Annotated in this window: 13 protein-coding genes; 8 read left to right on the forward strand and 5 right to left on the reverse strand. The window is 61.0% G+C overall.

Annotated features, from left to right (window positions below):
* The 5 genes from AB0O81_RS08210 to pknB are packed head-to-tail and all read left to right on the forward strand — an operon-like array spanning position 1 to position 7,527.
* Positions 1-1,239, forward strand: coding sequence for a PP2C family serine/threonine-protein phosphatase (locus tag AB0O81_RS08210; protein ID WP_363583101.1), 1,239 nt, complete (start codon positions 1-3; stop codon positions 1,237-1,239).
* A complete protein-coding gene (locus AB0O81_RS08215) occupies positions 1,236-2,633 on the forward strand; it encodes an FtsW/RodA/SpoVE family cell cycle protein (RefSeq protein WP_363583103.1) in 1,398 nt (465 codons plus the stop codon). The genes AB0O81_RS08210 and AB0O81_RS08215 overlap by 4 nt, the downstream gene beginning before the upstream one ends.
* Positions 2,634-4,091 carry a penicillin-binding transpeptidase domain-containing protein gene (locus tag AB0O81_RS08220; protein WP_363583105.1) on the forward strand — a complete coding sequence of 486 codons (1,458 nt, stop codon included), beginning with the start codon at positions 2,634-2,636 and terminating at the stop codon, positions 4,089-4,091.
* Positions 4,088-5,833, forward strand: a complete 1,746-nt coding sequence (locus AB0O81_RS08225; RefSeq protein WP_363583107.1) for a serine/threonine-protein kinase — start codon at positions 4,088-4,090, stop codon at positions 5,831-5,833. The genes AB0O81_RS08220 and AB0O81_RS08225 overlap by 4 nt, the downstream gene beginning before the upstream one ends.
* Positions 5,830-7,527, forward strand: a complete 1,698-nt coding sequence (gene pknB / locus AB0O81_RS08230; RefSeq protein WP_363583109.1) for a Stk1 family PASTA domain-containing Ser/Thr kinase — start codon at positions 5,830-5,832, stop codon at positions 7,525-7,527. The genes AB0O81_RS08225 and pknB overlap by 4 nt, the downstream gene beginning before the upstream one ends.
* Positions 7,528-7,533: 6 nt before the next feature.
* On the opposite strand, the gene AB0O81_RS08235 is transcribed toward pknB, so the two are convergent.
* From AB0O81_RS08235 to AB0O81_RS08245, 3 genes are read right to left on the reverse strand one after another with little or no spacing between them, the layout of a single operon-like run.
* Positions 7,534-8,178 carry a gamma-glutamyl-gamma-aminobutyrate hydrolase family protein gene (locus tag AB0O81_RS08235; RefSeq protein ID WP_363583111.1) on the reverse strand — a complete coding sequence of 215 codons (645 nt, stop codon included), beginning with the start codon at positions 8,176-8,178 and terminating at the stop codon, positions 7,534-7,536.
* Positions 8,171-8,326 (reverse strand): hypothetical protein, encoded by a 156-nt coding sequence (locus tag AB0O81_RS08240; protein WP_363583113.1) that lies wholly within the window; start codon positions 8,324-8,326, stop codon positions 8,171-8,173. The genes AB0O81_RS08235 and AB0O81_RS08240 overlap by 8 nt, the downstream gene beginning before the upstream one ends.
* Positions 8,326-9,132: a class E sortase gene (locus tag AB0O81_RS08245; protein WP_363583115.1), complete on the reverse strand. Its 807-nt coding sequence runs from the start codon at positions 9,130-9,132 to the stop codon at positions 8,326-8,328. The genes AB0O81_RS08240 and AB0O81_RS08245 overlap by 1 nt, the downstream gene beginning before the upstream one ends.
* A gap of 54 nt (positions 9,133-9,186) precedes the next feature.
* Here AB0O81_RS08245 and AB0O81_RS08250 point away from each other — a divergent pair, with 54 nt between their 5' ends.
* The gene (locus AB0O81_RS08250; RefSeq protein ID WP_363583117.1) at positions 9,187-9,426 is read left to right on the forward strand and encodes a cell division protein CrgA; all 240 of its coding nucleotides are present in this window, start codon (positions 9,187-9,189) and stop codon (positions 9,424-9,426) included.
* A 133-nt stretch (positions 9,427-9,559) separates the two neighbouring features.
* Here the strand turns inward: AB0O81_RS08250 and AB0O81_RS08255 are convergent, their stop codons facing one another.
* Both AB0O81_RS08255 and AB0O81_RS08260 read right to left on the reverse strand, forming a co-directional pair.
* Complete coding sequence (locus tag AB0O81_RS08255) at positions 9,560-10,438, reverse strand: rhomboid family intramembrane serine protease (protein ID WP_363583119.1); 879 nt, start codon at positions 10,436-10,438, stop codon at positions 9,560-9,562.
* A gap of 21 nt (positions 10,439-10,459) precedes the next feature.
* Entirely contained in the window at positions 10,460-11,032 is a 573-nt protein-coding gene (locus AB0O81_RS08260; protein WP_363583121.1) for a peptidylprolyl isomerase, read from the reverse strand.
* Between the two features lie 95 nt (positions 11,033-11,127).
* On the opposite strand from AB0O81_RS08260, the gene AB0O81_RS08265 reads away from it, so the two are divergent.
* Positions 11,128-11,688: a DNA helicase gene (locus AB0O81_RS08265; protein WP_363583123.1), complete on the forward strand. Its 561-nt coding sequence runs from the start codon at positions 11,128-11,130 to the stop codon at positions 11,686-11,688.
* Between the two features lie 4 nt (positions 11,689-11,692).
* On the forward strand, positions 11,693-12,178 hold the full coding sequence (locus tag AB0O81_RS08270) for a YbaK/EbsC family protein (protein ID WP_363583125.1): 486 nt from the start codon (positions 11,693-11,695) through the stop codon (positions 12,176-12,178).
* The last annotated feature ends 204 nt before the right edge of the window (positions 12,179-12,382 follow it).

The raw sequence follows: 12,382 nt of genomic DNA on the forward strand, positions 1-12,382 counted from the left end.
ATGGTCTTTCAAGGCTCTAGCACCGCCATCTCGCACACCGGGAAGGTGCGCTCGAACAACCAGGACTCCGGCTATGCCGGCTCGAATCTGTTCGTGGTTGCCGACGGCATGGGCGGTCACGCAGGCGGCGATGTGGCATCAAGCCTCGCCGTGTCGCGGCTTCAGCAGCTCGACGAGCCCTTCGAGACGACGACGGCCGCCGAACGCGCGCTACAAGACGCAATTACCGAATCAGCAACCGATCTGATCGACACTGTGCACGTGCGCCCCGAACTGGCTGGCATGGGAACGACGGTGAGCGCACTGCTCATGGTCGACGAATACGCAGTCATCGCTCACATCGGCGACTCGCGTATCTATTTGTTTCGGGACGGCAATCTCACCCAGATCACCACGGACCACACCTTCGTGCAGCGGCTGGTCGACTCTGGACGCATCACTCCCGAAGAGGCGCGCTATCACCCCCGCCGATCCGTGCTCATGCGCGTGCTTGGCGACATGGATCCGAATCCCGAGCTCGACACCTTCATCATGCCGACTCAGCCGGGTGATCGATGGTTGCTGTGTTCAGACGGGCTCACCGGTGTCGTCGACGATCCTCATACGAGCAAGACGCTCGCGCTGGGGCTCGCGCCCGGACGCACCGCCGATAATCTGCTCAAGCAGGCCCTCGACGGCGGCGCTCCAGACAACGTCACGATCGTAATCGTCGACGTCGGCGGGCAGCATCCACTGTTCTCAGGCACACCCACCATCGTGGGATCCGCTTCGAACCCGACCGGCATCGAGGTTCCCGCAGCCAGGCCAAGTCGCACCAGCTGGTTCCACCCGAATCGCCAGGCCGCCAACGAACCCACTCACTTCGAACCCGCGCCCGAATTTCTCGAAGAACTCATCGAGGAAGACAAACGCCGTAATCGCCGGCGGCGTATCGGCTGGATCGTGGGTGTGATTCTCGTGATCGGCATGATCGGCACTGCCCTCTGGTTCAGCTACGAATGGACCCAGACTCGGTACTTCGTGGGCGCAGACGAAGATTCCGTGGTGATCTTCCAAGGGGTGCAACAAAACATCGGTCCGATTTCGTTGTCGACCCCGTACGAAGACACGGAGATTCCGTTGGATTCGCTCTCCGACTTTGCATTGGCAACTGTTGAGCAGACCATTTCAGCGAGTTCTCTCACAGACGCACGCCGTATCGTCACTTCAATCAGCGAGATCGCGGGAGGCGGCGAATGAGTAACATCACCAAACCCGCTGGCGACGTCTCCACTGACACGGCAGTCATCCGCGCCCTTCGCAGCATCCGCGCACCTCAGACACAACGCAATCGCGAACTAGGACTGCTTCTCTTTGTCTTCGTGATCAACGGTGCCGCCGTCGCTCTGGTGCAACTCGGTGCCACAGATGCCATCGACTGGACCTTCCTGATCTACTGCGGCTCGCTCACGGCGATCGTGTTGGCTCTGCACATCCTGCTGCGCCTGCGCGCCCGCGACGCGGATCCGTTCGTTGTGCCAATTGCGACATTGCTCACGGGGCTCGGCATCGCTGAGATCTATCGCCTCGACATCTATTGGGACCGACACGGGTGGGATTCGTTCTCTACCCGTCAGCTCGTTTGGGCGGGAATCGCGCTCGGTTGCGCGCTCGTCGTGGCTTTTGCGTTGCGCAACTATCGTGTTCTCTTTCGCTATACGTACATCTTCGGCTTCGTGGGAATCGCGTTGCTCCTACTGCCGTTCATCCCTTTCCTCACCACAAATGCCAACGCAAATGTGTGGATATCGGTCGGTGTCTTCTCATTTCAGCCAGGCGAGCTCGCGAAGATCGCGTTAGCGATCTTCTTCGCCGGGTATCTCGTGCGGACCCGCGAGAGCCTCACCTCAGTGGGAACTAAGTTCCTCGGACTCACGTGGCCGCGGGCCCGCGAGCTCGGCCCTCTGATGGTGGTCTGGTTGATTTCGCTCGGCATCATCGTGCTGCAACGCGACCTCGGCACCGGGGTGCTCATCTTCGGCATGTTCGTTGCCATGCTTTACGTCGCGACCGGCAAGACCAGCTGGGTGCTGATGGGCCTTGTGCTCGTCGCCGCAGCAGCCTTCGTCGCAACGCAGCTACTGCCCTATGTGCGCAGTCGGTTTGAGAACTGGATTCACGCGTTCGATCCGGCCGTGATCGAAGCACCGGGCGGGAGCTATCAGCTGGTGCAGGGGATCTTTGGCATGGCCAACGGCGGACTGCTCGGCACAGGTCTGGGCCAGGGGCGCCCGTACCTCACACCGGTTGCCGAGAGCGACTACATCTTTCCCAGCCTCGGGGAGGAGCTTGGTTTGATCGGCGCGTTCGCGATCCTGTGCCTCTACATCATCTTCACGAGTCGAGGCATTCGCATCGGACTCGCAGGACAAGATGACTTCGGCAAGCTCCTCGCGACCGGGCTGTCGTTCACGATCGGCTTGCAGGTATTCATCATGGTGGGCGGCGTGACACGAGTGATTCCGTTGACGGGTCTGACGACGCCCTTCCTCGCGGCGGGCGGATCGTCGCTGGTTGCAAACTGGATCATCGTGGCCATCTTGCTGCGCATTTCAGATGCCGTACGTAGTCGACCTCGGGTGGTGATCGGCTAGATGACAAAAGAACTGCGCCGGGTGAGCTTGGTACTCCTTGCCATGGTGATCGCCCTTTTCGCCTCGACGAGTTGGATTCAGGTCATCGATGCCGACTCTCTCGCCGAGAATCCCGAGAACAAGCGCGCACTCTACGACTCGTACGAGGTGCAACGAGGTTCAATCATCGCGAGCGGCTCGGCGATCGCCTCTTCGGTCAGCACCGACGACGTATACAGCTGGCAGCGCGTGTACCCAGACGCAGAAATGTGGGCGAGTGTCACCGGCTGGATCAACCCGGTGCTGGGGTCTGCCACCGGCATCGAGCAGTCGATGAACCAGGTACTCAGCGGCACGGCAGGATCTCAGTTCTTTTCGCGAGTCGAACGCATCTTCACCGGTCAGCCGCCGCGCGGCTCCAACGTGGTGCTCACCCTGGATGCCACTGTGCAACAGGTTGCATACGAAGCTCTGGGCGACTTGGAAGGCGCCGTGATCGCGTTGAACCCCGAGACTGGCGCCGTGATCGCAATGGTCTCGAGTCCCTCGTTTGACACCAACCTGCTGGCGCTGCACGATGCAGATGCCACGAACGAGTACTACGACTCCCTCATCGCTGATCCGTCCAATCCGTTGTACAACCGCGCAATCGCTGGCGACCTCAACCCTCCCGGGTCCACCTTCAAGCTCGTGGTCGCATCAGCTGCGCTGTCATCGGGCGATTACACCCCCGAATCCACATTGCCCAATCCTTCGACCTACACCTTGCCGCAGTCCACCAGCGTGGTCTACAACGCAAGTCGGGGCACCTGCGGCGATGGCGACGAAGTGACCATCGCAGACGCCCTTCGCCTCAGTTGCAACATTCCCTTTGCTGAGCTCGCCGTCGAACTCGGCGATGACGTCATTCGCGAAGAGGCTGAGAAGTACGGCTTCAACTCCTCGGTCGAGATTCCGCTGGTTTCTACCCCGTCGGTGTATCCGCGAGCACTCGACGACGCTCAAACAGCGCTCACCGGATTCGGTCAAGGTCAGGTGACGGCGACTCCGATTCAAATGGCCATGGTCTCAGCAGGAATCGCGAACGAAGGTGTCGTGATGACGCCCAGGATGCTCTCACGCGTCATCGGGCCCGATCTCACCTCGCAAGAGACATTCGAAAGCACCGAGTTCGCTCAAGCATTGGAAGCTGATGTTGCAGAAGAAATGGTCGCGATGATGGTCGCGAATGTCAATGATGGCGCTGCGTCGGGTGCAAGAATAGACGGGGTCGAGGTGGGCGGTAAGACGGGAACGTCAGAGAATGGTGCGGATGATCCGTACACTCTGTGGTTCACCGGATTTGCTCCGGCTGACGACCCGCAGGTAGCCGTGGCCGTTGTCATCGAAGATGGTGGCGGGCAGGGACAAACGGGCAGCGGTAACTCCATCGCATCGCCCATCGCGAAGAAGGTCATGGAGGCGGTGCTAAGCAAATGAGACCAACGCAAGGTGTGACCTTCGGTGGCCGCTATGAGCTTGATTCCCGAATCGCGATTGGCGGTATGGGCGAGGTCTGGGAAGCAACCGATCATGTGATCGGGCGCACTGTCGCCATCAAGATCCTCAAAGACGAGTACATGGGCGACCCAGGCTTCCTTGAGCGCTTCCGCGCCGAGGCTCGTCACGCGGCGCTCGTCAACCACGAAGGCATCGCCAGTGTCTTTGACTACGGCGAAGAAGCGGGTAGCGCATTCTTGGTCATGGAACTCGTTCCTGGCGAAGCGCTGTCGACCATTCTTGAGCGTGAGGGCGCATTGTCGACTGACAAGACGCTCGACATTGTGGCGCAGACGGCGGCGGCCCTGCAGGCTGCCCACGCCGCAGGTCTCGTGCACCGTGATATCAAGCCCGGAAACCTTCTGATCACGCCAGACGGCCGAGTGAAGATCACTGACTTCGGCATTGCGCGAATTGCCGACCAGGTGCCGTTGACGGCTACCGGACAGGTCATGGGAACGGTGCAGTACCTGTCGCCTGAACAGGCGTCTGGACACCCCGCGTCCCCAGCTACCGACACCTATTCGCTGGGAATCGTCGCGTACGAGATCCTTGCGGGCAGACGCCCGTTCACGGGAGAATCGCAAGTCGCCATAGCCATGGCGCAGATCAACGAGCAGCCACCACCGCTTCCGGCCACGGTCGCGGAACCCGTGCAGAACCTCGTGATGGCGATGATCGCCAAGAAGCCCGAAGATCGTCCTGCGTCGTCGGCCGCAGTGGCCAACGGTGCGGCCGCACTCAGACGTGGCGATGTCGCAGCGGCCATCGTCGCGATTCCCGCAATCGCGGGGGGCCTCGACGACTCGACGAAGCTCTTGACTGCCTCGGGCCAGACCTCCGCTACCACACAGCTGCTATCCGCAACAGATCTTCCTGTCGATGCTGACGCCGAAGCAGAGAAGAAGAAGCGCAGCCCATGGACCTGGCCGCTCATCGCGCTGATCGTATTGCTCTTGCTGGTGCTTGGTGGCACGGTATGGGCACTTGTCGCTGGTGGCGGCGACGCTGAGCCAACGCCGTCAGCGAGCACGACGACGGCGACACCGACCCCCACTCAGAGCCAAACCCCGACCGCGACACCGACCCCCACCTCCGAAACGGTCGACGTCAATGCTCTCGGGCTCAACGGCATGAGTTGCGACGATGCCCGCACCACCGCACTCGATGCTGGTATCGAGACCGTGACGTGCACCGAAGGCAATGCCGCGACATCCGAAGATCAAGTCGACACCGTCTACTCCTTCGAACCCCAGGGCAATGTTCCGAAGGAACGTGAACTCGTTCTGACGTATTACGGCCCGCTGACAGCTATCGGCGCGCCCGGTGCGCCCACCATCGAGGTGGGCGGCTCAGCCGCTGGATCAGTGGAGGCCGGCGCCACCGTGCAGGTCAATTGGAGCGCGTTCACCTGCCCGTCTGGCACTGGCACGGTGAGCGCCTACAACCTCAAGGCCGTGAACGGCACGTTCTCGACCACCGGTGGGTCAGAAGCATCGTTCTCTCCGACCGATCGCCCAGTTGATCTCGTGGTTGCCAATCAAGCCGGGCAATCACTCTTCGTCACTTACACAGTGTCGTGCACCGGCAACGGAACGAGCCGTAATTCTGAGGCTTCCACCCAGGCTCAAGCTACGATCACCGCGCCAGCACCAGACCCAACGCCCACGCCTACACCGTGACCACCGAACCACGTGTGCTGTCGGGCCGCTACCGCATCGATGAAGTCATCGGTCGCGGCGGCATGGCGACGGTGTTCCGCGGCGAAGACCTGACCCTGGGCCGCGAGGTCGCAATCAAAATACTTGACCGCGACCTCGCGAGCGACAATGCGTTTCGCACACGTTTTCGGCTGGAAGCGCAAGCTGCGTCGCGCATGGCGCACCCCACCATCGTGCGTGTCTATGACGCGGGTGAAGATGCTGCCGTCGGTGATGACGGCGTAACCCGCCCGGTTCCGTACATTGTGATGGAACTCGTCAAGGGCAGGTTGCTCAAGGACATCATCGCGGCCGGACCGGTCCCCGTCGCTGACACAGTGCGTTACATCGATGGCATCCTCGAAGCTCTCGAATACTCCCACCGCGCCGGTGTGATCCACCGCGACATCAAGCCCGGCAATGTCATGGTCACTGAGGCCGGCGGCGTGAAAGTGATGGACTTCGGGATCGCTCGAGCCGTCTCAGACGGGTCGTCCACGGTTGCCGAAACGACAGCGATCATCGGCACAGCCTCGTACTTTTCTCCCGAACAGGCCAAGGGCGAACCGGTGGATGCACGCGCCGACGTCTACTCCACAGGCGTGGTGCTGTATGAGCTGCTCGTCGGCCGCCCGCCCTTCCGCGGCGAGACGCCGGTGGCGGTTGCTTACCAGCATGTGAGCGAAGCGCCGATCGCCCCCTCTGAAGTGAACGACACAGTGCCGCGATCGCTCGACGCTGTCGCTCTGCGAGCACTGGCAAAGGATCCTTATCAGCGCTACCAAGACGCCGCATCGTTCCGCGACGCCGTGGATGCCACGGTCGATGGGCGTTCGCCATCGAAGCGCCAGGTCAGCACTCTCACCAGCGAGCTCTACGGCCCCAACCCGCGTCAGGCAGCTGAGACTGCGCGCTCTCTTCGACAGCTGAGCACTGACACCACGATGACCCGCACCCAGGCGGGTCCGCCGGTGGCATGGATCTGGACCGGCGTCGGAATTCTTGCGGTGCTGCTCATTTCCATCGCCTTCTGGGTGTTCTCAATTCGCCCAGATGAAGCGCCGCCAACCTTGGCAAGCACCGTGCCCGATGTCACGGGCATGACGTACGAACGGGCAGACGAAACGTTGGCCGACGCTGAGCTGCTCGCTGTGCGTATCAACGAAGAGAATGCCCAAGTGGCTGAGGGCAACGTGATCCGTACTGACCCCGACGCAGGCGAAACGCTCGTGCCCGATTCGGAAGTACGTGTCTATGTGTCCGAGGGCAAAGAGACGGTCACCGTCCCTACGCTCGACGGTCTTGGTCAAGACGCCGCAACATCTGCGCTCGAGGGTGTGGGACTGGTATTGGGAATTGTCACTCAACGCAATGATCCTTCGTTGCCCGGTGGCACCGTGATTTCAGCCGACCAACCTGAGGGCGCCGTCGTCCCGATCGGCTCAACGGTGAACCTCGAAGTCGCCTCGGGTCGAGTCACCATCACCGACGTGACGGGCTACACGGTTGACGCAGCCACTCGCGATCTTGAAGCACTCGAGCTCGCAGTTCTCACGCAAGAAGACAACTCGTGCCCGTCATCCAACGCGGACCCGATCGTCGCCTCGCAGTCCTTGGCTCCGGGAGATGTGCCTATTCATTCCGAGATCACACTGGTGTACTGCACCGGCACGTAGCGAGCCTCAGCGGTGGGGTCGCAATGTCGCTCCGCGCGCCGCAGCATTCACGAAGCCGATCGACGCGAGCCAGTTACCCAACAACTGATACCCGCCTTGAGTGAGCACACTCTCAGGGTGAAATTGCACGCCCTGCAGGGGTGCGGTCATGTGCGCGATGCCCATGATGACCCCATCCTCGGTTCGACTGGTCACGACGAGTTCGTGCGGCAGCGATCGGGGCACGATGGCCAACGAGTGGTATCGCGTCGCAAGAAAAGGGTCGGGCAGTCCAGCGTAGAGCGGGTCGCCATCGTGGTGCACGATCGACGTCATGCCGTGCATGAGTTCGGGCGCGCGCTCGACGGTTGCGCCGAAGGCTTCTGCGATCGCCTGGTGGCCCAAACAGACACCAAGAAGCGGGATGCTGGCAGTTGCTGCTGCGTGCACGACGGCGATCGACGCTCCCGCGTCGATGGGAGCCCCGGGTCCCGGGGAGATAATGATGCCTCGGTACTGTGCGATCAGGTTTGCGGGATCGTCGACAGAATCTGCTTCCACGAGGGCGGTGTCGACGCCGAGTTCGTGAATATAGCCCACAAGAGTGTGAACAAAACTGTCGTGGTTGTCGACCACGAGAACTGACGCGAGGGGGGCCGAAGCGTCAGCCAACAGTGACTTCTTGCGGAACGATGAACGGACTCACCCACGGAAAGACGTAGAAGAAGAGCCCGTACACGACCGAGGCCGCCAGGATGAGCAAGAAGAAGACCCGCAACCACCAAGGGCCGGGCAGAACACGCCATAGCGCTGCGTACATCAGACGCCTTCCGTCAGTGAAGTGGGTGGCCCCTCAGAGCGTGGCGTAAACGACTCGAAGAGGCCGTAGCCGACGATCCTCTCTGCCAGCGAATACATCGGGCTGCAGCTCGTCATCGTGATGTAGTTGCCGCCGGCAGGAACATCGGGTGCTTGCGGCACGGGCAGCAACACTTCCACTTCGCTGGGCGTCACGTACTCAAGGGTGCGAAAGCGATAGGTGTACCAGCCTTCTTGCACCTCAACCACGATGGCGTCGCCGACGTGCAGATCTGCGATCGCATTGAAGGGTGCGCCGTAGGTGGTTCGGTGTGCGGCGACTGCGAAGTTTCCTTCTTCACCGGGCATCGACGTACCGGGGTAGTGACCGATGCCGATTGGATCGAGCGTTGTCTCTCGCGTCACTCCTCCAGCGATCGGCACGACGTAGTCATCACCGAACCGCGGAACGTACATGTTTGCGAAGATCTCACCGTCGGCAGGCTCAGCAAGAATGACCGGATCTGCCGTCGCGGGACCTGCGTCTCCGTCCTCGCTAGGGGTGGGTGTCGTCACGGGCGGTTCGTACTCCTGTGCCCATTGTTCTGACAGCTCCTGCCCCGCAGCATTGCGCTCGGCGCCATAGATGATGTCGCCGATCCACAATTGCCACGCTACGAACAGCAATGTCACTGCGCCAAGGGTGATCAGCAGCTCACCCACAATGCCCAAAAAGGTGGCCCGTGGGCGTTCTTTGGGCGTACGACGAGATCTATCGCGCAGGGCATTCGCACTGGCGTCCGTGTCCAACGAGACCGCTTCACTCACATGGAGATTCTAGGGGGGCAACACTGTGCTCTCCCTGGCAGTTAGACTGTGCCAATGGCAAGATCCGGCAAAGACGACGACTCGTTGATCGAGCGCGCAGAAGGCGAAGCGGCACCCAACCCAGTGTGGTTCAAGCCCATCATGCTTGGCCTGATGCTCTTGGGCCTCGTCTGGGTGCTTGTCTTCTACTTGAGCGGCTCGGTTGGTCCGATTCCCGATATTGGCGCGTGGAATCTCGTGATCGGCTTCGGGATCGCTTTTATCGGCTTCTTGATGACGACGCGCTGGCGCTAGCGCACACCACTCTTGAGCACTGAGCTGCCCGCCTAGGCGGAGCAGCTCTTTTGCGTGTTCAAAGCTGCCCGAGATCGGCGAATTACACTCGTGTGATTCATCCCCAGCTGTGGATGAATCTGTGGATAACTATCTAGCCGTAGAGGAACAGCGGCACGAAGAGCAGACCGACCAGCCCCGCGCCGACCGCGGCGAGCAACCAGATCTGGGTTCTGCGCTGGCTGGCCATTCGGGTGCGGGTGAAGATGAATGCGACGAGTAGGCCGGTGAGCAGGCCGCCGACATGCGCCTGCCACGAGACGTTGTAGCCGGGCAGAAACCCGATGACAAGGTTGATTCCGAGGATGATGGCGATGCTCATCACATTCGCGCCAAGATGACGCCCGATGATGAGCAAAGCACCAAAGAGGCCAAAGATCGCGCCAGAGGCTCCCACGACGGGCGTTCCGAATGACAGCAATGCGACCGCAACCGAACCGCCGAGCGTGCTCAGGAGGTAGAGCGTGACAAAACGTGCGCGTCCCAATATCGGCTCAAGGGTTCGTCCAATCATGAACAACGCCAGCATGTTCAAGCCGAGGTGCCACAGTCCTGAATGCACCAGGGCGACGGTGAACAGTCGCCAAGGTTCAAACGTTCCTGAGATTCCCGGATAGAGATACGGCGCCCAGAACAGCATCGCGGGCTCGTAGATGTTGGAGCCGAATCCAGGGATCAGCTGCAACAGAAACGACAGCGCCGTAATGCCGACGATCGCGTATGTCGCAAGCGGACGTGAGTCAGCGACGACCGAGCGAGATCGAGACCACCGGCGCTGCGCGGTGCGCTGCGCCGGTGTCTGGGCCTTCTGCTGATCGCGCAAGCACTCCGGGCACACCACACCAACCGCAGCAGGCGTCTGGCATTCCGCGCAGACGGTTCTCAGGCATCGTTGGCAGAGCACAAAGCTCTGGCGATCAGGGTGCCGGTAGCAGAAATTGTCGCGGTTGCGCTGGAACTCGTTCGTGCTCACGTTTTCGCTTGTGCGCCGGTGTTAAGCAGCGACGATGTCGATCGACTCGATGACCACCGGCTCCACCGGACGGTCGCCAGCACCCGTGCGTACCTCGCTGATCGCGTCGACTACAGCCTTTGAGGCATCGTCGGCTACTTCACCGAAAATCGAGTGCTTCCCCTGCAGCCACTCGGGGCCCCGACCACCCTGGCCGGGAACGGTGATGAAGAACTGCGAACCGTTGGTTCCTTCCGCCTGACCAGTGATGGCGTTGCGGCGAAGACCAGCGTTTGCCATCGCAAGCTTGTACGGATCCGTGAAGGTCAGCTCACCGTGAATCTCGTCATTGAAGTTGTATCCAGGGCCACCCACTCCCTGACCGAGAGGGTCGCCGCCCTGGATCATGAAACCCGGAATGATGCGGTGGAAGACGACGCCGTTGTAGAGCGCTCCTTCACCTGGCTTTCCAGTGGCGGGATCAGTCCAAGAACCTGTTCCATCGGCGAGACCGATGAAGTTCTGGACGGTGCGAGGTGCATGGTCACCGAAGAGGTTGACAACAATGTCGCCGTGATTGGTGTGGAACGTTGCGACAGCAGTGTGAATCGTCATTGTGCCATTCTCTCAGAGTTCGCGTCACGCTCTGCCGATAGGCTGACGATCTGGCAAGATAGGGAGACAGACATCCCCAAGACAGGGAGGGCATTGTGAGCCTCAGCCGTAAGCGCACGAAGGAACTCAAGAAGCTTCAGTCACAGGCGAACAACCTGTGGGAGTCGCAGCAGACGTTGGTGGGTGAAGCCGCTGACATTGCACGCGAAGCAAGTCGTCAGCTCAATCACTATCGTCGCGAGCAGGTTGCACCGCAGGTGCAGGCCGGCTACGCGAAGAGCGTCGACTATTCAAAGCAACTCTTGTCCGATCGCGTTGTTCCCGCGGCCGGCGCCGTTGTGGGCTCCGCCCTTTCGGTATGGGATGCTGCCAACGACACTCGGTTGCGACTCGCCGACGGTAAGGGTCTCGGAAAGGTCGACTCGGCGGCATACGCCAAGAAGGCCGACAAGTACTCGAAGGACGCCACCAAGAAGCTGGCCGCAAAGCTGGCTCTTTTGGAGCCCGAGAAGAAGCGCATGGGTGTGGGCGGCACGATCGCCGTCATCCTCGGTGTCGCCGCCGCGCTGGGCGTGCTCTACGCAGCCTGGCAGACGCTGCGTGCCGACGACGAGCTTTGGGTTGCAGACGACCCGCTGCGCGCACCCGACGCCTGAAAACATGTCGCCGTTTGAGCGCACCTCTGCGCTTGAGCGCGTATTCGCTGCCGCGGCCGCTCACAATCTCGAGATTGAGATTCGTGAGCGCCCGGCGGCGAATAGTCTTTTGGAGGCCGCTGAGTTGCTCGGTATGCACCCGTCTCGCATTGTCAAGACGCTAGTGGTCAAGCGCAGCAACGACACGTACTTGTTTGCGCTCGTGCCCGGGGATCGATCGATCTCTTGGCCGAAGTTGCGCACTGTGGTGGGTGTCAACAAGCTACAAATGCCACACGCGAGTCTGGCGCTTGCTGCCACCGGCTACGAACGCGGAACAATCGTGCCCATTGGAAGCGCCACGGCCTGGCCCATCTACGCTGATCGGCGCATTGTAGGCAAAAAGATCGCGATGGGAGCTGGCGTGCACGGCTACAGTCTGTTCGTACAGGCGGACGCGCTCATAGCGTCCTACGACGCGACCGTGGCAGACATCTCACTGCCCGCGTAACCGACAGCATCGTTTGGCGCGGGCCGACGCAATTCCAAGTCGATTTAGTCGTTGAGGAATGCAGCGATGCCGGTCAAGACCGAGTCAGAGATCGTATTCTCACCGCCCAGCACAACGATCTTCTCCGGCCGCAGACGAGCCAACTCCGAAATGATCTCCGCCGGAAGCGCAGTCGAACGGCTCAAAAGAACAGGCACACCCGCA

Origin of the sequence: Microbacterium sp. NPDC076911 (assembly GCF_040687125.1) — a bacterium.
GTDB lineage: Bacteria > Actinomycetota > Actinomycetes > Actinomycetales > Microbacteriaceae > Microbacterium.